17 protein-coding genes are annotated in these 19,852 nt (G+C 63.1%); 11 read left to right on the forward strand and 6 right to left on the reverse strand.

Translation table 11 applies throughout. The features are described from left to right. Positions 1-453: 453 nt before the first annotated feature. Together AC2ETI_RS18335 and AC2ETI_RS18340 are read right to left on the reverse strand one after the other, a co-directional pair. Positions 454-648, reverse strand: coding sequence for a hypothetical protein (locus tag AC2ETI_RS18335; RefSeq protein WP_029255862.1), 195 nt, complete (start codon positions 646-648; stop codon positions 454-456). Positions 649-938: 290 nt separating this feature from the next. Continuing rightward, a complete protein-coding gene (locus AC2ETI_RS18340; protein WP_483634195.1) occupies positions 939-1,616 on the reverse strand; it encodes a TerD family protein in 678 nt (225 codons plus the stop codon). A 297-nt stretch (positions 1,617-1,913) separates the two neighbouring features. On the opposite strand from AC2ETI_RS18340, the gene AC2ETI_RS18345 reads away from it, so the two are divergent. The 8 genes from AC2ETI_RS18345 (at position 1,914) to AC2ETI_RS18380 (ending at position 12,277) form a co-directional block, all read left to right on the forward strand. After that, positions 1,914-4,217, forward strand: a complete 2,304-nt coding sequence (locus AC2ETI_RS18345; protein ID WP_256063448.1) for a putative bifunctional diguanylate cyclase/phosphodiesterase — start codon at positions 1,914-1,916, stop codon at positions 4,215-4,217. Next, positions 4,210-6,600, forward strand: a complete 2,391-nt coding sequence (locus tag AC2ETI_RS18350) for a putative bifunctional diguanylate cyclase/phosphodiesterase (RefSeq protein ID WP_483634196.1) — start codon at positions 4,210-4,212, stop codon at positions 6,598-6,600. Before AC2ETI_RS18345 ends, AC2ETI_RS18350 begins: the two co-directional genes overlap by 8 nt. A gap of 46 nt (positions 6,601-6,646) precedes the next feature. Further along, positions 6,647-7,498: an SDR family NAD(P)-dependent oxidoreductase gene (locus AC2ETI_RS18355; protein ID WP_021332745.1), complete on the forward strand. Its 852-nt coding sequence runs from the start codon at positions 6,647-6,649 to the stop codon at positions 7,496-7,498. A 3-nt stretch (positions 7,499-7,501) separates the two neighbouring features. Then, the gene (locus tag AC2ETI_RS18360; protein ID WP_483634197.1) at positions 7,502-8,407 is read left to right on the forward strand and encodes a TIGR03619 family F420-dependent LLM class oxidoreductase; all 906 of its coding nucleotides are present in this window, start codon (positions 7,502-7,504) and stop codon (positions 8,405-8,407) included. 68 nt (positions 8,408-8,475) lie between these two features. Further along, positions 8,476-9,162: a nitroreductase gene (locus tag AC2ETI_RS18365; protein WP_020908534.1), complete on the forward strand. Its 687-nt coding sequence runs from the start codon at positions 8,476-8,478 to the stop codon at positions 9,160-9,162. 73 nt (positions 9,163-9,235) lie between these two features. After that, positions 9,236-10,372 (forward strand): class I SAM-dependent methyltransferase, encoded by a 1,137-nt coding sequence (locus tag AC2ETI_RS18370; RefSeq protein WP_264613118.1) that lies wholly within the window; start codon positions 9,236-9,238, stop codon positions 10,370-10,372. A 177-nt stretch (positions 10,373-10,549) separates the two neighbouring features. Beyond that, positions 10,550-11,401: a Bax inhibitor-1/YccA family protein gene (locus AC2ETI_RS18375; protein ID WP_007728810.1), complete on the forward strand. Its 852-nt coding sequence runs from the start codon at positions 10,550-10,552 to the stop codon at positions 11,399-11,401. 120 nt (positions 11,402-11,521) lie between these two features. Then, a complete protein-coding gene (locus tag AC2ETI_RS18380) occupies positions 11,522-12,277 on the forward strand; it encodes an enoyl-CoA hydratase/isomerase family protein (RefSeq protein WP_483634198.1) in 756 nt (251 codons plus the stop codon). Positions 12,278-12,343: 66 nt separating this feature from the next. On the opposite strand, the gene AC2ETI_RS18385 is transcribed toward AC2ETI_RS18380, so the two are convergent. Together AC2ETI_RS18385 and AC2ETI_RS18390 are read right to left on the reverse strand one after the other, a co-directional pair. After that, positions 12,344-13,561 (reverse strand): acetyl-CoA C-acetyltransferase, encoded by a 1,218-nt coding sequence (locus AC2ETI_RS18385; RefSeq protein ID WP_019744600.1) that lies wholly within the window; start codon positions 13,559-13,561, stop codon positions 12,344-12,346. A 121-nt stretch (positions 13,562-13,682) separates the two neighbouring features. Next, on the reverse strand, positions 13,683-14,654 hold the full coding sequence (locus AC2ETI_RS18390) for an SGNH/GDSL hydrolase family protein (RefSeq protein ID WP_046378939.1): 972 nt from the start codon (positions 14,652-14,654) through the stop codon (positions 13,683-13,685). 71 nt (positions 14,655-14,725) lie between these two features. On the opposite strand from AC2ETI_RS18390, the gene AC2ETI_RS18395 reads away from it, so the two are divergent. The 3 genes from AC2ETI_RS18395 to ilvA all read left to right on the forward strand — a co-directional run bounded on the left by AC2ETI_RS18395 (position 14,726) and on the right by ilvA (position 18,627). After that, a complete protein-coding gene (locus AC2ETI_RS18395; RefSeq protein WP_003943292.1) occupies positions 14,726-16,111 on the forward strand; it encodes a cystathionine beta-synthase in 1,386 nt (461 codons plus the stop codon). A 44-nt stretch (positions 16,112-16,155) separates the two neighbouring features. Next, positions 16,156-17,328: a cystathionine gamma-synthase gene (locus AC2ETI_RS18400; RefSeq protein WP_007728802.1), complete on the forward strand. Its 1,173-nt coding sequence runs from the start codon at positions 16,156-16,158 to the stop codon at positions 17,326-17,328. Between the two features lie 135 nt (positions 17,329-17,463). Then, positions 17,464-18,627 carry a threonine ammonia-lyase gene (ilvA, locus tag AC2ETI_RS18405; RefSeq protein WP_483634278.1) on the forward strand — a complete coding sequence of 388 codons (1,164 nt, stop codon included), beginning with the start codon at positions 17,464-17,466 and terminating at the stop codon, positions 18,625-18,627. Positions 18,628-18,633: 6 nt separating this feature from the next. Here the strand turns inward: ilvA and AC2ETI_RS18410 are convergent, their stop codons facing one another. Continuing rightward, positions 18,634-19,428: an FAD:protein FMN transferase gene (locus AC2ETI_RS18410; protein ID WP_020970264.1), complete on the reverse strand. Its 795-nt coding sequence runs from the start codon at positions 19,426-19,428 to the stop codon at positions 18,634-18,636. After that, a complete protein-coding gene (locus AC2ETI_RS18415) occupies positions 19,425-19,670 on the reverse strand; it encodes a hypothetical protein (RefSeq protein ID WP_153211881.1) in 246 nt (81 codons plus the stop codon). Before AC2ETI_RS18415 ends, AC2ETI_RS18410 begins: the two co-directional genes overlap by 4 nt. Positions 19,671-19,852: the final 182 nt, after the last annotated feature.

The following is a 19,852-nucleotide window of genomic DNA, read 5'->3' on the forward strand; positions in this document are numbered from 1 at the left end:
GAAGTGACAGAAGGGATAGTTGCGCTCGGGCTGACCGGAAGCGGCCGGTGCAATCGAATTTGCAGTGTGCAGTACCAAGGCATCGAACGTGTGTGCGAAAATGTGGAGGTGCGGCTAACCGAGCGATCCCCGGACCGCTGCCCGAACGGACACCCGCTGACGGCCAATACGTGCCTCGTCGGCTGGGAGGTGTGCGGGTGTGCCTCGACCGAGAATGGCGGGCATCGGACCCATTACTGCAGGCGCTGCGGTGAAACTGTCCGGACGCCAGAGTGCGTCGGCGTGGATCCGCAGAAAAGTCGATGGAGTTGAAGGGGTGCCCTGCCTGCTTGGGTGGGGCAACCAGGCAGGGCAGTGGTTGGCCGTCCCTCTCAATACCGACCTACGGCGAACCATTGGCGTTGAAGGTACCCACAGTTCGTGACGCGCGCCACTTACGTACCAGTACCTTCGTTAGCCGAGGTCAGTGGTGGCGACGACGGAAGTCACCGACGTCCCCGCGGGGACGTGGTTCATGGAGAAATCGCGGTCCCGGTCAGGGTTGACGACGCTTGCCAGCAGGAGCATGGCGGCGACAAAGAGAACTCCCGCGGTGAGGTAGGCGATTCTCACGGGCAGGCGCGGGCGTCGGTCTGAATTCGTGGACATTCACGTTCTCCATCGGTACATGTTGGACGAACGCTTAGTTTAATGATCAACTAATAAAAGGGGTCCGAACAGTGACGCAAGATACGAAAAGACCCTCGATCTCGGGGGAAATCGAGGGCCTTTCCGGTCGAACGTCGGTGTCGCCAAGCACATAGCGTCACCGACCCACTATCGGTGTCGAGCGTGACCCCTCATGTCCGACCCCACTTCTCGACACTATCCAGTAATTTGCGACATTGTGGACGATTCAGGCATTGTCATTCGGATGGGGGACACCCCGCCCGCGACACCTACTTTCGTCCAGCCGCCCATTTCATTCCCCAGTTGTAGGCCCGATCGAGATCTGACTGACTGCCGTTGATGTACTGAACTTCGCGGGTCACCGTCACGCCCTGACCTGAACTCTGGATGAGAGCGATTGCGCACAACCGCTGCTGGTTGCTGGCCGAATCGAGCCGCACTTCCACCTCGGGGCCGTTGGTGGGATACAGGGTGACGACGCCGTCCACGGCCGCCCAGTTGGGGGCGCCGTCGTAAATCATCGCGAAGATCAGGATTCGCCGGAAAGCGCTTGGGTCACCGAGATTGACGTGCATGTTCTCGCCGCCGGTGTTCGCACCACTTCGGTCGTCGCCGTCGAGGGAGATGTAGGGCGGAGAAGTCAGTGAACCGAAACTGTTGCCCAAGGCCTGAACTACTCCCTTGGACCCGTCGGCAAGTTCGTACAGGCATCCGAGGTCCAGGTCGACCGCGCCAGAACCTGCGCCGGCGAGTTTGGCGAGGAAACCGGTCTTCTTCGGTGGTGCTCCCTGCGACCAGTTGAGGTTCACGCGCATATTGCCTTGTCGTTCACCCGCCTTCGCGAGGTTGACCGTCGGTGCCGATTTGGTGAGCGTGATCTTGCTCAGGCTGACCGGTGCTTGCGACGGAGTGGACTCGCCGGAACGTCGGGTGTAGTCGATTGCCATCGTGATAGTCCTTGTCTGAACTCGAATGAGTCCGATCGTGTTACCCGTCGAGGAATCTCCACCGACGTGATCGGCGATCTCCGGCCATTGTCCCTCATGTCTGATTTCAACCCATCGGCATCAAACTTGCCGCACCAACTACCGGCAGACCAGTAGTTTGCTGATTACTGTGTCTGTGGGCAGACCTGACTCCGAAATAGGTCGGACGTACTGGTTGACACCGCAGTGCCTAATTACGAGAGAATTGCTGAGTCGGACGTCCGATTCGAATTGCGTCGTGGGAGCGGGAGGTAAGTGATGTCGGTCCTGTCTCTTCTGCAACCCCACCAGAGAGAAAGATTGACGCCTGCGCAGCGCGATGACGTCACTCGTGAGCAGATAGCCGTCACCTTCGGCGTGCTGCCGTGGGCCGCTGCTGTCCACCTCGTCGTCACACTCGGGCTGACGTTGTATGTGATTCCGCCGGACAGCGGACCGTTGCCGCGTCTGTGGCCATTCCTGTCCGGAGTGATCGGGTTGGTGGGGATGTGCGTCGGTCTCGCCATTCATTTCAACCTGATCGCACCCACGTACCGGATGTCCTACGCGTTTCTCATCATCGAATTTGCTGTAGTCGGGATCCTGTATTCCTCGCTCGCCCTGGTCCTGTACCCGATCCTGGACGATTCCGGCGACCTGATCCTGATAGCGGTCACCACATCCATCACCGGAGCCGGAGCCGTGGCCACCGCGATGTTGCGGATGGTGGGGGTCACCTGGATCCTGTCCAATATGGTCATCCTCGGGGTGGCATTCTGGCTTCAACCGGGGCCCGAGTTCGAACGAATTCTCATTGGAATGATCGCCTACGGCGCAGCTCTGATCGGCGGCACGATAGTGGTCTCGGGCAACCTGGAATCTCGCTACCGAGCTGAATTGAGCGCCGCGTCGGAACGATCGGTTGTGCAGATGCTTCTCGAGGATTTCGAAGGCAACGCGGGGGACTTCGTGTGGGAGACGGACCAGAAAGGCAAGTTCAACCGAATCCCGACGCGGCTCGCGGTCGAAGCGGGGCTGGACTCCACCGAGTTGCAGGGAACGGCGTGGCAGGACCTGTTCATGGAGTTGGGCACCCTACGGATCCCCGGCGGAATCGATGCGCTCATGGAGTTGCAGAAAGCCCGCCACACGAAGACCGCATTCGTCGACGTGCTCGTTCCGGTCCGAGTGCACGGTGAAATCCGGTGGTGGCAGATCTCCGGACGCCCGCGCCCCGGCCGCGCGCCCGACGAGTTCGTCTGGCGGGGAGTCGGTTCCGACGTCACGGAAGTGAAACTGCAGAGTGACGAGATCGTGCGGATGGGTCGGGTGGACGCACTCACCGGCATGCCGAACCGACACAGCTTCTGGACCGAGCTCGAGCGACTGCTGCGCGATCCGTACACAAGCGAAAGTGGTCTCGCGTTGGCCATGCTCGACCTCGACAACTTCAAATCGGTCAACGACACACTGGGTCACACCGTTGGCGACGCGGTTCTGCGAGAGGTCGCGGATCGCCTGTCCGAAGCCGGCGGAATGTCACAGTTGTTCGCACGTCTGGGTGGAGACGAGTTCGCGATTCTTTTCACCGATGTAGGTGACAGTTCGCAAGTTCGTACTCTGCTCGGCCGCTACATCGAAACTCTGCATGAGCCGATCACAGTGGCCGGCACGCGGTTGGAGATCGGATGCAGCATCGGGTACTACCTCCCCGCCGAACTGCCGTCCTCCGCCGACGAAATGATGGGCGCTGCGGACCTCGCGTTGTTCGCGGCAAAGGAATCCGGGCGCGGGGCCGTGCGTGAATATCGAGACTCGATGAAGTCCGTGGCCGATCGGCGGGCCCGCCTACTCGAAGATCTGGGAAACACCGTCGCGGAGAAGGACCTCGAACTCGAGCTGCTGCCCAGGATCGACGTGCTCTCCCGCGAGATCGTGGCCGTGGAGGTCCGCGTGGTCTGGCACAACGCCCGCCTCGGAGCTGTGACGTCCGCCGAATTCATGAGCGTCGCAGACGACACCGGTTTGGCTTATTCACTAGGAACGACCGTCTTCGAGCTGGCGTGCGAGGCGGCGTCGCGTCTTCCTGATCACCTGCGGGTAGCCGTCGCGGTATCGACGCGTCAGCTCGAATCGGATTCCTTTGTCGACTCGATAGGGGATTCGCTTCGACGATCGGACGCCAGCGCACATCAGCTCGAGCTCCAACTCAACGAATCCTCGGCGATCACCGACGAGTCCAAGTCTGCATTGCACGCGATCGCGGACATGGGAATCGCGCTGACCGTGGACGAGTTCGGTGCCGGATTCTCCTCGCTCGCATCACTGTCCGGCCTTCCGTTCACTCGAGTCCGGATAGAACGCTCCATTTCGGGTGCAGCGCCTGGTGGACGGCCGATTCTCGAAGCTGTCGTGGATCTGGTCGACGCGCTGGGAATGGAGGTCGTCGTCTCGGGAGTCGACGGTGAGGAGGACTTGAAGTCCGTGGCCGCTGCAGGGGTGAGGACTGTTCAGGGATACATCGCCGGAGGGGTCATGTCGGTCGACGCGGTCGCAGCGGCGGTAGCAGGCCGACGTGGATGACCCGGCGGTACTCCGTAGGCGTCGTGTCGAGACGTCTGTGCGCAAGCTCGGTCGTAGCGGCACGGAACAACACCTCTCGGATTACGATCGCCGTCGCTTACTCGATCGACGCCTGCGGTTCACCGCGCGCGTACTTCCGTGGTCGTTTCTGACTGCAGCGGTTGCGTTGTCAGCGATCGTGGTGCTCCTGCCGGTGGATGCCGGATGGTTCAGCTTCGCCTGGTCGAGTGTCATGCTGTTGTCGAGCGCTGGGTTCAGTGTCTATTGGCTCCGGCGCTCGCGTATGGGAGTCTCAGAGTCCCAGACCACCGAATTGGTGGTGCTCACAGTCGAAATCATTGTCTGGGGAGTGCTCCTGGCATGCTTGGCTCTCGTTCTCTTCCCGATGCTCGATCCTGGTGACGAATTGGTACTGAGTTCGACCTTGATCGGTGGGATCGCGGTCGGCGTGTTTCCCACCATGATGTTTCGCGGAATCACTGTCGTCTGGATCAGCCTGGTGGGAGTCGGGCTGGCCGGGGCGTTCTGGACGGAACCGGGTACATCGCGTTTCGTGCTGATCGGGGTGCTGGTCATCTTCGTAGGTTCGCTCTACAGCGGAACTTTGCTGTTGGCCAACCTCTTCGAGAGACGGCTACGCGCCGAACTCGTAGCCGAGGACGAACGAGATCTCGTCGAATTGTTGCTCAACGATCTCGAAGACGGAGCACAGGATTGGCTCTGGGAAACCGATTCGCGCGGTATCGCCAGTACCGTGTCGTACCGATTTGCCGAGCAGGTCGGTTTACCGGCAGCGCAGATTCGGGGCCGCACCATGCACGAGATCCTGATCGGGATCGGCGCATCTCGAACAGATGCGGGCAGGAAGTCCCTTGATCTTCTCACCGCGAATTTTCAAGCCGGGACGGCGTTTCGGGACCTCACCATGCAAGTTGTCGTAAGGGGCGATACTCGCTGGTGGTCGATGTCAGGTCACCCGGGCAGCGGCGACGGGGCAGACTACGGGTGGCGCGGTGTCGGATCCGATATCACGCACTCCTATCACCAGCGTCAAAATATCTTGCGACTGGCGGAAGTCGATTCGCTGACCGGACTCAGGAATCGGTACAGCTTCAACTCTCAGCTCTCGTCGAGGCTTCGGGACGGACGCAGAGTGTGGTTGGCGATTCTGGACCTGGACAACTTCAAGTCGATCAACGACCGGTTGGGACACCACGTCGGAGACGACGTGCTTCGCGATGTTGCGAGCAGGCTGCACAGCGTTCTGCGATCGAACGAGATCTGTGGGCGACTGGGGGGTGACGAGTTTGCCATCGCCTTCGACGACTCCGCCTTCGACGACATCGCGAGTGCAGATGAGGTCGAGGAACGATTCCAAACGATTCTCGACTCATTCGAACGACCATTTTCACTGGTCGGCAACCAGATTCGCATTCGTGCCAGTCTGGGGTACGGCTCGATGCCCGACGACGCCGACAGCCTCGAAGACCTGGTGATTGTTGCGGACCTCGCGCTCTACCACGCAAAGGAGAGCGGTCGGAACCAGATCCGCGCCTTCGATGCGACTTTGCGGGATCGTGCGACAGGTAGGGCCAGAGCACTGTTGGATCTTCGTCGTGCGTTGATCGACGAAGAGTTCGAGTTGGTCTATCAACCGCAGGTTTCAGCCGCGACGGGAGTTGTTGTCGGGTTCGAGGCTCTGCTGCGGTGGAACCATCCGACGTCAGGTCTCGTCTCGCCGGGAGACTTCATTTCGGTCGCCGAGGAAACTGGCTTGATCGTGCCGATCGGTGCAGGTGTTTTGCGGGCTGCCTGCACGGCAGCGACAACGTGGCCGGAGGACATTCGGGTTGCCGTCAATGTTTCTCAGGTGCAACTGCGTTCGAGTCGATACGTCGAATCGGTACGCCAGACACTGACCGAGGTGAACCTCCACCCCAGCCGACTCGAGATCGAAGTGACCGAATCGCTGGTCATCGACGACGCCGACCGAGATGTGTTGGTACAGCTCTCGGCGCTCGGAATCGCGATTGCGATGGACGACTTCGGTACAGGGTTCTCCTCGGTTGCCAGCTTGGCCCGGCTGCCGCTCGATCGGTTGAAGATCGATCGGGCGTTCGTCGCACCGCTGGACGCGGATCCCTCGAATTCGAGGTTCGCTGTCCTGCGAGCCGTCATCGCGATTGCCAAATCTCTCGGGCTGGACACCGTCGCCGAGGGCGTGGAGACGGAGAGGCAGCGCGCGATAGTGACGGAGTGCGGATGTGACGTGATCCAGGGGTACCTGGAGGGAATGCCGATACGGGCAGCCGAGATTCCGGACTATTTGAATGAGCGACCAGGCGGTCCGAGCAGGCTGGGTGTCGCGGCTACCACTGAGTGAGAACTTTGCGCCCGTTTTGGCGATCGATGTGTGACGGTACGCCGAAGTGATTCACATCGAACTGCAGAAGGGTGTCTTCGTGGTGGTCGGATCGGCGTACTTCCCAGGGCCGATGTTGGTGGGTAAGAAGGCAGTGGTCACAGGCGGTTCCCAGGGAATCGGCGCAGCGATCGTTCGAGCATTTGCCTCGCATGGCGCGTCAGTTCTGGTTGTGGACATGGCACCGCTGGGCGAGGTCGAATTCGACTCAGCTGCAGGTGGTTCGATCAACCATCTCGAGTACGACGTGCGTGCACAGGAGGTCCCCGTCGCGTTGACCGAGTTCGCGCCGGACGTTCTGGTGAACAATGTGGGTCATTTCCTGAACCCGCCGACGGCGTTCACCGGTACGGATCCAGGATTCTGGTCCGAGGCGGGCAACATCAATTTCGATCACGTCGTGCGCCTGACCCATGCCCTGCTTCCCGGCATGATCGATCGCGGAGTCGGTGGATCGATCGTGAACCTGACGACGGTGGAGGCGCATCGAGCGATCCCGGGCCACACCATGTACTCGGCATACAAGGCCGCGCTGACGCAGTTCACCAGAAGTCTTGGTGTGGAGATCGGTCGAACCGGAGTGCGCGTCAACGCCATTGCCCCGGATCTGATCGAGTCGGTACAGGTGCCGTATCGCAGGATCGTCCCTGCCGACGACTGGGACAAGTGGCCGGGGTGGGCGCCGCTGGGTGGACCGGGCCAGCCGGTCGACATTGCCGGCCCCGCGCTGTTCCTGGCTTCAGACCTGGCGAGATACATCACCGGAACCGTCATCCACGTCGACGGCGGCTCGCACGCTGCCGGAGGCTGGTTCCCCACCGAAGAAGGCGGCTGGACCAACCGGCCCCGAAAGGCTTGACACATGACAACTTTCAGTCTGAACGTTCCTAATTTCGGCACCACTCTCGCGGAGAACTCCTACGGGAAACTCGTGCAGGTCTGTCAGAGCGCGGAAGCTGCCGGCTTCGACCGGGTCCTCGTCACCGATCATGTGGTGATGGGCTCGGACAACTCGGCATATACGTGGTCGGCGTTCCCCACCGAGCCTGACGCCAACTGGCTCGAACCGCTGACCGTCCTGGCTTTTGTTGCCGGACAGACGAAGACAATTCGCTTGGGGACCGGAATCGTCATCGCGGCGCTTCGCGGGGGAGCGGTACTTGCCAAGACTGCCGCGACACTCGATCTGCTGTCCGGTGGCCGCCTCGACCTTGGCGTCGGAACCGGTTGGCAGCAACGCGAATACGACGCGGTCGGTATGGACTTCGGTAAACGAGGACCGTTGCTCGACGACGCTCTCGCTGTGTGCCGGGCCCTGTGGAGTTCGGCGCCGGCGAGCATCGACACTCCTCGTCTGAAGTTCGACGACGTGTATTGCGCGCCCCGTCCAGCCGCTGGAATCCCGATCTGGGTATCCGGTTCGCTCTCCAAAGCCGTCGTACGACGCGTCGCAACCTGGGGTGACGGGTGGATTCCGATCATGGGCGCCGCGAACGACGACCTACGTGAAGGGATCGATGTCATCGGGAAGGCCATGGCGGATCTCGGACGCGATCCAGCGGAATTGCAGGTCCGTGGGCGACTGACCGTTGTTCGCGGGGCTGACGGTTCGATCGATCTCCCGGCGACGATGATCGGTGCCGAACAGCTGCTCGAATCCGGTGCTACCGATGTGCTGGTCGCGCTGGCAGCTGTTGATCCGGATCCGGACACGGCGATGTCGGAGTTCGGCGAGCTGGTGTCGGCCTTCGCAAAGGTGACCCGATGACTATTGCGTTGAAGCGATAGTTCTATCGTGCGAAGTGTTGTAGTGCAGCCTGATCGAGGAGAGAACACATGACCGAGAGCATCGTCGTGGATACGAGCCTGGAAGGGTTGCTCGATGCCCGGATCAGCTGCCGCGCCTACGAGGACCGTCAGGTGCCACGTGAGGTGATCGAGGAGATCCTTCGGCTGGCGCAGAAGACGCCCTCGTGGTGCAACACGCAACCGTGGCAGGTTGCGATCACCGAAGGAGAGGGCACCGAACGATTCCGCGCCGGCCTCGGTGAGTACGTGATGGCCAACGCCCAGGAGTCGGACTTCGAGTTCCCCCGCGAGTACCAGGGCATCTACAAGTCGCGTCGGTTCGACTGTGCGATGGCGCTTTATTCGAGCGTCGGAATCGAGCACGGTGACCGCGCCGGTTCCGCGGCACAGACGATGAAGAACTTCGAGCTCTTCGGCGCTCCCCACGTCGCGATCATCACCACCGACGAGGCATTGGGCACCTACGGCGCCGTCGACTGTGGGTTGTACGTGAACAGCTTCCTGCTCGCGGCCCAGAGCCTGGGGGTGGCCACCATTCCGCAGGCGGCGCTCGCGGGTAGCTCCAAGTTCATTCACGAGCACTTCGGCATCGACGACACTCGCAAGGTCGTGTGCGCGATCTCGTTCGGATACCCCGATACCGACCACCCGGTGAACGGATTCCGCACCGAACGCGAAACCGTCGACAACGTCGTGCAGTGGATGTCGAACTGATGTGGATGTCGAACTGATCACCTGCACTTCCAGGGATTGAGTGTTGAGCTGATTCACCTGAAAGACTGGTTGCATGTCCGACACACCCGAACTGTTCGATCGTCTGCGCCGATTCCCCGATGTCGAGGCACCCAATCTCTTTGCCGTCGACGCGGCTGATCGTCTGATCCTCGACGAGGCCGCCGACGCTCTTGCCGCGGCACCGGCGGGCACCGTCGTCGTGATCGGCGATCACTACGGTGCGCTGACCGCCGGTGTTGCGCTCGTTCACGGAATCGCCGGCGTGCGGGTTCACCAGGATCCGCTCACCGGAGAGTTGGCCCTCGCGAACAATGCGCGCGAACTCGGTTTCAGTGATGCCTTCACCTCCCACGGACTGGACGAGGAGTTGCTCAGCGGCGCCCGCGTCGTGCTCATGCAATTGCCGCGTAGCCTCGCTGAACTTGCCGAGATCGCTCAGCTGATCGCGCTCCACGCCGACCCGGCGGTTCGTGTCTTCGCCGGTGGGCGTGACAAGCACATCACCCCGGCGATGAACAAGGTTCTCGGCGAATCGTTTTCCGACGTCAGCGCCTCGCGTGGGCGTCAGAAGTCCCGCGTACTCAAGGCATCGGAACCGAAGACCGATGTTGCCATCACGTTCCCGATGACCGAACGCCTCGACGAGTTCGACCTCGACGTCGTTGCTCACGGCGCCGTGTTTGCCGGTGCGAGCCTGGACATCGGCACCCGGTTGCTCCTGGAGAACCTCGGAAAGATTGCGGTCGATCCGCTGAGCGACGTGATCGATCTGGGTTGTGGCAGCGGCATTCTCGCGGCGGCGATCGCGCGTAAGTTCCCGGATGTCCACGTGATCGCAACGGATCAGTCCTCGGCAGCCGTCGCTTCCGCTCTGGCGACCGCAACTGCTAACGGCGTCGGCGATCGGGTGAGCGGCCTGCGCGACGACGCCGTGAGTTCGTTGCCCAGTGCGAGTGCCGATCTGGTTCTGTTGAACCCGCCGTTCCACGTCGGCGCGGCGGTGCACACCGGCGGAGCACTCAAGATGTTCGAAGCCGCCGGTCGCGTCCTGCGTCCGGGTGGCGAGTTGTGGACTGTTCACAACGCGCATCTGGGGTATCGCGAACCGCTGAAAGCCGCGGTGGGTCCGAGCGAGGCGATGGCGAAGAACGCGAAGTTCATCGTGATGAAGTCGGTCAAACCGTCCTAGTATCGAAGAGTGTTGATCTTCCGGAAATGCGCCGGGAACTACAACCGACGCTTCGACGTTGTAAATTACGAGTGCTTTACTTTTAGTTAGGTACACGGACCGTGTCGGAAACTCGGATCCGTACGGCGAACCCGCGACGCACCCGTCGTAGGCCACCACGATGAAGGGATGATCACGGTGCGCACCACCAGCAACCCGGTGTTCCGCAATCTGCCCAAGCAAGAGGGCAACGGATACGCCTCGTTCGGATCTGCGACGGCGGGCGCCTCGCAGGCAACCCAGCAGTTCGGTCAGCCGCAGTACGCTCCGGCCGAGCCGTACCAGACCGGTCCCACCTCGCGGGCCATGACGATCGACGACGTCGTCACCAAGACGGGCATCACGCTCGGTGTGCTGACGATCTCGGCGCTGGTGTCGTACTTCCTCGTCAACAACAACGCCGACCTTGCAGCCCCGCTGGTCATCGGCGGCGGTCTCGTCGGCCTCGTTCTGGTTCTGGTCGCGACGTTCGGTCGCAAGATGGACAACCCGGCAATCGTGTTGGCGTACGCCGTCGCCGAGGGTCTGTTCCTCGGTGCGCTGTCGTTCATGTTCACCGATATTCAATTCGGTGGCGTCGGCGGATCGGCACTGATCGCTCAGGCGGTCCTCGGAACATTCGGCGTGTTCTTCGGCATGCTCGTGGTTTACAAGACCGGCGCGATTCGGGTGACACCGCGTCTGACGCGAATGATCATCGGCGCGTTGATCGGCGTTGTCGTTCTGGCGCTCGGCAACCTCGTCGCGAGCTTCTTCGTCGACGGCGGGCTGGGACTGCGTGACGGCGGAACGCTCGCCATCATCTTCAGCCTCGTTTGCATCGGCATCGCAGCCTTCAGCTTCCTGCTCGACTTCGATGCCGCTGATCAGCTGATCCGCGCACAGGCGCCCGAGAAGGCAGCCTGGGGCGTCGCATTCGGCCTCACCGTCACCTTGGTCTGGCTGTACGTCGAGATCCTGCGTCTGCTGAGCTACTTCAACAACGACTAGTTCTCGAGTCGTTCCGTAACACGAAGAAGGGCCCCGCGAGGGGCCCTTCTTTTGTCGTCTGTGGGCGGTTACGGTGCTTGGATGCCTAGCAACTGCTTGGTTTGGAGCGAAGGGGAGCGAATGTCGACAAACACCACCGAACCCGTGCTGGTGGCGGATGCCGGAGCAGTGCGAACGCTGACCTTCAACAATCCGGGCCGCCTGAACGCTTTCGATGCGGCCGGCTTTCGAGCGTTGACCAAGGCGCTTGACGACGCGGCGTCGGACGAGGCCGTGGCCGTGGTGATCGTCGAGGGCGCAGGCAAGGCATTTTCCAGTGGCGTCGACCTACGCGCACTCGCCGAACCAGGCGCAGACAACGCCGACTTCGGCCACGCATTCGCGCCGCTGATCGTCGCGCTGGTGGAGTTCCCGAAGCCCTTGATCGCCGCGGTACACGGCGCTGCCGTCGGTATCGGCCTGACCGTGCTGCTTTACTGCGACGTCGTCTACGTTGCCGAGGACGCACGTCTGCGGGCACCGTTCACGTCGCTGGGTACAGCTCCCGAAGCTGCCAGTAGTTGGTTGCTGCCCAAGGTGATCGGAACACAGCGCGCCGCCGAGCTGATCCTGTCGGCCCGGTGGCTCAGCGGCATCGAAGCTGCCGCCTACGGACTGGCGACCGCTGCCCTACCGGCCGACCAGGTACAGGCACGTGCCCGCGAGAGTGCCGAGCAGATTGCCGCCAACATCGGACCGGCAGTCCTTGCCGCCAAGCGACTGCTCCGCCACGGTTGGGCCGACGACGCCCGCGCCGCTGTGCAGCGTGAGGACGACGCTGCACGAGCGTTGATTCGCGAGTTGGGGAGTTTTGCTCGGAAATTCACGACTACCTGAAACACGACCACACGAAAGCGGCCGCCCGGCAGAAGCCGGGCGGCCGCTTTCTACGTGCTCAGGGGATCAGCTGAGGCGCTCGATCACCATTGCCATGCCCTGTCCGCCGCCGACACACATGGTCTCGACGCCGAAGGTCTTGTCCTGCTCCTGCAGGTTGTTGATCAGGGTGTTGGTGATGCGGGCACCGGTCATACCGAAGGGGTGACCCAGGGCGATCGCGCCACCGGAGATGTTGAGCTTGTCCTCTTCGATGCCCAGTTCGCGAGCGGATCCGAGGACCTGCACGGCGAATGCCTCGTTGATCTCGAACAGGTCGATGTCGGAGATCGACTTGCCGGCGATCTTCAGGGCGTTCTTGACGGCCTGGATCGGGCCGAGGCCCATGATCTCGGGGGACAGGCCCGAGACGCCGGTGGAGACGATGCGAGCCAGCGGGGTCAGGCCGAGTGCCTTCGCCTTGGTGTCGGACATGATCACCAGTGCGGCTGCGCCGTCGTTGAGCGGGCAGGCATTGCCGGCGGTGACGGTGCCGTCGGGGCGGAAGACGGGCTTGAGGCCGCTGATGCCCTCGTAGGTGGTGCCGGCGCGGGGGCCGTCGTCCTTGGAGACGACAGTGCCGTCGGCGAGGGTGACGGGCGTGATTTCACGCTCGAAGAAGCCGCGAGCGATGGCTTCCTCGGCGCGGTTCTGGCTGCGCACTGCCCAGCGGTCCTGGTCTTCGCGGGTGATGCCGGTGGCCGAAGCGACGTTCTCGGCGGTCTGGCCCATGCCCAGGTACACGTCGGGGATCAGGCCTTCTTCGCGAGGATCGGTCCAGGCGACTCCACCCTCGGCGAGCTTGGCGCTACGAGCCTGCGCTGCGTCGAAGAGCGGGTTCTTGGTGTTGGGTAGGCCGTCGGCGTTGCCCGTGATGAAACTGGAGACGGACTCGACGCCGGCGGAGATGAAGACGTCGCCCTCGCCTGCGCGGATGGCGTGCAGTGCCATACGGGTGGTCTGCAGCGAGGAGGAACAGTAACGGTTGACCGTCACACCGGGGAGGAAGTCGTAGCCGAGCTGAACGGCGACGACGCGGGCGATGTTGAAGCCCGACTGTCCGGCGGGCTGGCCGCAACCGAGCATGAGGTCGTCGATCTCGGTGGGGTCGAGCTCGGGGATCTTTGCCAACGCGGCGGCAACCATCTGAGTTGCGAGGTCATCCGGGCGGATGTCCTTGAGCGAACCCTTCATTGCGCGGCCGATGGGCGACCGTACTGCTGAGACGATTACTGCCTCGGGCATGAAAACTCCTTTTGTGTACTGCTCGTGGGCGGCTTGAAACGCCGTCGAGCAGGGCAAGTTGAATGCAGCTTCGACTTACAATTTACGTTGCCGCTCCCAGATGGTGGTCACGCAGTCTCACTCAGTTGACGTCGGGGCGCTGAACTGCGGGTTTGGTGCGTCTCGCGAAGGCTTTCCACTGGGTTGCCGCTGCCGTCAGTCGGGCCGCGACGGTGCGAGCTTGCGCCGCCTCCGAGACGTGGGGAAGTTCGGGTAGCGGGCCACCCTGCCACTCACCCAGAGCCGACGCGAGAACCGGGACGATCTGCTTCGCCGCGAGCTCGTAGCCGGCCGCCGACGGGTGGAAACGATCAGCCGAGAACATCGTGTCGGGCGAGGCCAGGAATTCCTTGGCCAGCAGGTCGGCTAGTGGAACGGGATGACCCCCGGCGTTTCTGGTCGCGGACGCCTGGGCGAGCGCGAGACGATGACCCCATTCACGCACCACGGAGCGCAGTGGTTGCGGGATAGCCGTGACCACCCCCAGATCCGGGCAGGTGCCGACAACAACGACGGCGCCACTCTCGCGTAGCCGTCGTACCGCGTCGCCGAGGCGTTTTGCCGAAGCATGAATTGCGTTCTTCGCCGTGACGTCGTTGGCGCCGATCAGGATCACGGCAGCATCCGGGGGAGGGCCGGCGACGAACATGGCGTCGACCTGCCCACTCAACCCGCGTGAGGTGGCGCCGCCGATGGCCTTGGTGCTCAAACGGATTCGCTTCCCGGTTTCACTCGCAAGCAGCTTCGCGACCTGCACACCCGGAACTTCCGACGCCGTCAGCGCGCCGACGCCGGCCGCAGACGAATCGCCGAAGATCATCAAGTGGAGATCGAAGGGCACGGCCCGCCACCAGAGTTCCGGGTTGTCGGCGCCGGGTGCGTACACCCCGTCCGCCTCGGGTGGCTTGGCGATATTGCGACCGATCACCCCACGGGCCGCCCCCGCCTGCGACATCAGATAGTTGTAGCCCAACCAGGAGAGCGTGCCTGCACTCGATCCGGCCACCACCGTGGCCACCGACGCTTTCAGTCCGGTTCGACTCACACTTGCCAATCTAGCCGGATTGCACCACCTTCGCCCGACGTCCGCGCGCACCGTTTTCTTTCATCTGGGAACATGGACGAATGCGCATCGCGGAACACGTCGTCGACCTCATCGGCAACACCCCACTCGTCAAGCTCACGTCCGTCACGGGCGAAAACTTCGGCACGGTGGCAGCCAAGGTCGAATACCTCAACCCTGGCGGTAGCTCCAAGGACCGCATCGCCGTCAAGATGATCGACGCAGCCGAGGCTTCGGGTGAACTGAAGCCCGGCGGCACCATCGTCGAGCCGACTTCGGGCAACACCGGAATCGGCTTGGCACTCGTGGCGCAAAAGCGTGGATACAAGTGCGTTTTCGTCTGCCCCGACAAGGTCAGCGAAGACAAGCGCAACGTCCTGCGTGCCTACGGCGCCGAGGTGGTCGTGTGCCCCACGGCCGTCGCACCGGACAACCCGAACAGCTACTACAGCGTCTCCGACCGCCTCACCCGTGAGATCCCCGGCGCCTGGAAGCCCAACCAGTACTCCAACCCGGGCGGACCGGAGAGCCACTACGAGACCACCGGTCCCGAGATCTGGGCCGACACCGACGGCAAGATCACGCACTTCGTCGCGGGCGTCGGCACCGGCGGCACCATCACCGGCACCGGCCGCTACCTCAAGGAAGTTTCGGGCGGCAAGGTCAAGGTCATCGGCGCAGACCCCGAAGGCTCCGTCTACTCCGGCGGCACCGGTCGCCCGTACCTGGTCGAAGGCGTCGGCGAAGACTTCTGGCCGTCGGCATACGACCCGTCCATCCCGGACGAGATCATCGCCGTCTCGGATGCCGATTCCTTCGAGATGACGCGTCGCCTCGCCCGCGAAGAGGGACTGCTGGTCGGCGGTTCCTGCGGTATGGCAGTCGTCGCTGCCCTCGAAGTAGCCAAGCGCGAAGGCCCCGACGCTCTGATCGTCGTCCTCCTCCCGGACGGCGGCCGCGGCTACCTGTCCAAAATCTTCAACGATCAGTGGATGGCGTCGTACGGATTCCTGCGCACCCCACTCGACGGCAAGACCAACGTCCCGACCGTCGGCGACGTCCTGCGCGGCAAGTCGGGCGAGCTGCCGGACCTCGTTCACACTCACCCGTCGGAGACTCTGCGCGACGCGATCGAGATCCTGCGCGAGTACGGCGTGTCCCAGATGCCCGTCGTCGGTGCGGAACCGCCGGTCATGGCAGGCGAGGTCGCCGGAAGCGTGTCCGAGCGAGATCTGCTGAGCGCGGTATTCGAAGGCCGTGCGCACCTTGCGGATTCCGTCGAGAAGCACATGAGCAAGCCGTTCCCGCTCATCGGTTCCGGCGAGCCGGTCTCGGCTGCCACGAAGGCGCTCGGTGACACCGACGCACTCATGGTCGTCGACGACGGCAAGCCGGTCGGTGTCATCACGCGCCACGATCTCCTGGGTTTCCTGAGTTCGGATTCCTGAGTTCGGATTCCTGCGCCGGTGCCGGCGCCATTAGGCTGGGGACCATGAGTGAGCAACGCAGCAAGGCCGACAACATCAGCTGGCAGGGTTTCTCCACGAAAGCGGTGCATGCGGGTTACGAACCCGATCCGCTGACCGGTGCGGTCAACGTGCCGATCTACGCAAGTTCCACCTTCGCCCAAGACGGCGTCGGTGGAATGCGCAGTGGCTTCGAGTACGCGCGAACGGGCAACCCCACCCGTCGCCCGCTCGAGGCGAACCTTGCCGCGCTCGAATCCGGAACCTACGGCCGAGCGTTCAGTTCGGGAATGGCGGCCACCGACTGCCTGCTCCGTTCGGTGCTTCGACCGGGCGATCACCTGGTCATCCCCGACGACGCGTACGGCGGAACCTTCCGTCTCATCGACAAGGTGTTCACGCAGTGGGGGATCGAGTACACCCCGGCTCCGGTGTCCGACGTCGATGCGGTGCGCGCGGCGATGAAGTCCAACACCAAGCTGGTCTGGGTCGAGACGCCCACGAACCCGCTGCTCAATATCGGTGACATCGAGCTCCTTGCCGAGGTCGCCCACGAGGGCAACGCAAAGATCGTGGTGGACAACACCTTCGCGTCGCCGTACCTGCAGCAGCCGCTGCAGCTCGGTGCCGACATCGCGCTGCACTCCACGACCAAGTACATCGGCGGACACTCCGACGTGGTCGGTGGCGCTCTCGTCTGCAACGACGAAGAACTGGACACTGCGTTTGCCTTCCTGCAGAACGGATCCGGCGGCGTTCCCGGCCCGTTCGACGCGTTCCTGACGTTGCGCGGAATCAAGACGCTGGCGCTGCGCATGGAGCGTCACAGTGACAACGCGGAGAAGGTCGTCGAATTGCTCGACGGCCACCCCGCGGTTGCCAGCGTCATCTACCCGGGCCTGGCTTCGCATCCGTCGCACAAGGTCGCGGCCAAGCAGATGCGACGCTTCGGCGGCATGATCTCCGTCCGCCTCAAGGGCGGCAAGGCGGCAGCTCTCGACCTGTGCTCGCGCACCGAGATCTTCACGCTGGCAGAATCGCTCGGCGGAGTCGAATCCCTCATCGAGTTCCCCGGCGCGATGACCCACGCCTCGACGGCCGGTTCCGCTCTCGAGGTTCCCGACGATCTGGTTCGCCTGTCGGTCGGCATCGAAGACGCCTCCGATCTGGTCGGCGACATCGAGCAAGCGCTGTCCTGATCTTCGCTCTACAGTAATTCGACTTCGAATCTGCAGTGCGCCTTCACACCTCACGAGGGTGTGGAGGCGCACTTTCTGGAGGCATGCGTGAATCTCGAACAGATAAAGGCTGCACAGCAACTGCTCGCCCCGGTCATGCGACGCACCCCGGTCGTGGCCTCGCGAGTGTTGTCCGAAACCACCGGCTTCGCCGTGAGCTTGAAATGTGAAAACCTGCAGCGCACCGGCTCTTTCAAACCGCGCGGTGCGTACAACCGCATTGCCAATCTTTCCGCAGAGGAACGGGCAGCGGGCGTGGTGGCGGCCAGTGCCGGTAACCATGCGCAGGGAGTTGCCTGGTCTGCAACAGAACTGGGAATCAAGTCGACCGTCTTCATGCCGACGGGTGCGCCGCTGCCGAAGTTGGTGGCCACCAAGGCATATGGAGCTCAGGTCCACCTGCACGGTTCGACTGTCGACGAAGCGCTCGTGGCCGCTCGCGAATTCGCGGACCGGACGGGAGCAGTTCTGGTCCACCCGTTCGACCACGAGGACGTCGTGGCGGGGCAGGGGACTGTGGGGCTCGAAATCCTCGAGCAACTGCCTGAGGTCGGCACTATCCTCGTCCCCACCGGCGGCGGCGGTTTGATCGCCGGAGTGGCCGCAGCAGTCAAAGCTGTACGCCCGCAGGTCCGCATCGTCGGAGTGCAGGCCGAGACCGCGGCTGCCTGGCCGGCGTCGTTGGCAGCCGGGAAGCCGACCGCCTTGGCGTCGATGTCCACGATGGCAGACGGTATCGCCGTTGGCTGCCCTGGCGAGGTTCCGTTCGCCGAAGTTGCCGCCCATGTCGATGCCGTGGTGACGGTCAGCGAGGAAGCGCTGTCCAAAGCGCTCCTGCTGTGCCTCGAACGCGCCAAGCTCATCGTCGAACCGGCCGGCGTTGCGGCCGTCGCGGCCTTGATGACCTGCTCTCCGGAGGAGCTGGGACTGACAGGGCCGGTGTGCGCCGTGCTTTCCGGCGGCAACATCGATCCGCTACTGCTCACGCACGTCATCTCGCACGGTCTGCGAGCGGCCGGACGGTTCCTCGGCGTTCACATCACCATCGACGATCGGCCGGGCGCACTGGTCTCGTTGCTCGAAGTGGTTCGAGCGAACGGCGCCAGCGTGGTCGACGTCATCCATTCCCGTACCGGTGGCGAACTCGCGCTCGACGAAGTGGAAGTCTTCCTCACCGTCGAGACGCGGGGTCCGGACAACAAGGCGGAACTTCTCACCGCCTTCGACCGTGCCGGCTACGCCTTACGACTGCAGAACTGACGCGACTTACTCGTCAGGCCAGCCGCCCAGAACCGTTACGCGGTACTCCTGGTCGACCAGCCTGGCGGGTACGTCGAGTTGATGTAGCCAGTCGATGGCCGAACCGCCCATGCCGACCGCAACCCGACTGAATGCGGCGGCCTGGGCGCAGGAGGGCGCAATCACCGACACCGTGCGCCACATCGGCGTCGCCGTCGATTCGCGGTGTAGTGGTTTGACGGTGCTGGCCGTGGCGATCCCGCAGTCGGAAGGAAGCGCTACCTGGCACGTCGGGTCGCCGGGCAGGTCTTGAACCTGAATCTGCCAGCCGTCTTCCGGCGCCGGGCCGGCAACCGCGATGTCCCCGCCGAGGCCGACCAGTACTCCGCACCCGAGAAGCGTGGCGGTCGATGCCGCGCAGTGGTCCGCTGAACTGGCGCGGGCCGTCGCGGACAGATCGAGAACGACGTCGTCCGGGCTGTACACGCGGTTGTTCTCGACGCGGATCTTCCACCAGGAGTGAGGGTCTGCCGACCCGGCCGTCGGCGTGAGTTTGCCGTCGGTCAGTCGTGCGACGGCCAACGCGTCTTCGAGGAAGTGCGCGAACATCGGAGTCACGGCGACGCCGTCGACGTTGCTAGCGGCGCTGACATAGGTACGAATCTCGGAGTCGGCACGATCTCGATTGGTGGCAGCGTCGGCAGCGGTGAGGTATCCGCGAACCAGGCTGGCCGCGGAGGGAAGGACCTCAGGGTCGGTGACTACGACCCGGGCCTGCACACCCCACGTGAGCCACTCGGAGGCCGAGCGCGGAGTGCTCACGAACCGTTGGAGACGGCGTCCGGGGTTCCGAATCCGGCGACCACGACGGGCCGCTTCGCTACGGGATTCTTGGTGTGAGAAGCCGAGGTGTCCGGCGCGAGTGCCGTGGCAGTGGGAGAAGAAACGAGTGAAAGTCCGCCGCTTGCGAGTGCTCCCGCCACAGCCGTGGCTGCGAGGGCGAGGCGAACTGGTCGATACACCGTAGTGCGTCCCCGGGCGGGTCGTGGCCGATCGTCGCTCATGCACTCAGCTTGCACGCCGAACCTGAGAAAAGCCTTGGTGTCTGTAGTCATTTGCGTAACGCCCACGGAGATAAATGAGACATTGGTTACAGGAGTCGCGAGACTGAGCCGTGTCGAATGCATGTTCGAAAGGGTAGATGTTCGCACCGACAAGTTTCGGGTACGACCACGTACGTAGATTT

This window comes from Rhodococcus sp. MurmanLake-1, assembly GCF_056945715.1.

Bases quoted from the DNA above. Each gene is read 5' to 3' on its own strand.
- AC2ETI_RS18335 (WP_029255862.1), bottom strand. From the start codon at position 648: ATGTCCACGAATTCAGACCGACGCCCGCGCCTGCCCGTGAGAATCGCC.
- AC2ETI_RS18380 (WP_483634198.1), top strand. From the start codon at position 11,522: ATGTCGACAAACACCACCGAACCCGTGCTGGTGGCGGATGCCGGAGCA.
- ilvA (WP_483634278.1), top strand. From the start codon at position 17,464: ATGCGACGCACCCCGGTCGTGGCCTCGCGAGTGTTGTCCGAAACCACC.
- AC2ETI_RS18415 (WP_153211881.1), bottom strand. From the start codon at position 19,670: ATGAGCGACGATCGGCCACGACCCGCCCGGGGACGCACTACGGTGTAT.
- AC2ETI_RS18395 (WP_003943292.1), top strand. From the start codon at position 14,726: ATGCGCATCGCGGAACACGTCGTCGACCTCATCGGCAACACCCCACTC.
- AC2ETI_RS18360 (WP_483634197.1), top strand. From the start codon at position 7,502: ATGACAACTTTCAGTCTGAACGTTCCTAATTTCGGCACCACTCTCGCG.
- AC2ETI_RS18385 (WP_019744600.1), bottom strand. From the start codon at position 13,561: ATGCCCGAGGCAGTAATCGTCTCAGCAGTACGGTCGCCCATCGGCCGC.
- AC2ETI_RS18345 (WP_256063448.1), top strand. From the start codon at position 1,914: ATGTCGGTCCTGTCTCTTCTGCAACCCCACCAGAGAGAAAGATTGACG.
- AC2ETI_RS18340 (WP_483634195.1), bottom strand. From the start codon at position 1,616: ATGGCAATCGACTACACCCGACGTTCCGGCGAGTCCACTCCGTCGCAA.
- AC2ETI_RS18400 (WP_007728802.1), top strand. From the start codon at position 16,156: ATGAGTGAGCAACGCAGCAAGGCCGACAACATCAGCTGGCAGGGTTTC.
- AC2ETI_RS18370 (WP_264613118.1), top strand. From the start codon at position 9,236: ATGTCCGACACACCCGAACTGTTCGATCGTCTGCGCCGATTCCCCGAT.
- AC2ETI_RS18365 (WP_020908534.1), top strand. From the start codon at position 8,476: ATGACCGAGAGCATCGTCGTGGATACGAGCCTGGAAGGGTTGCTCGAT.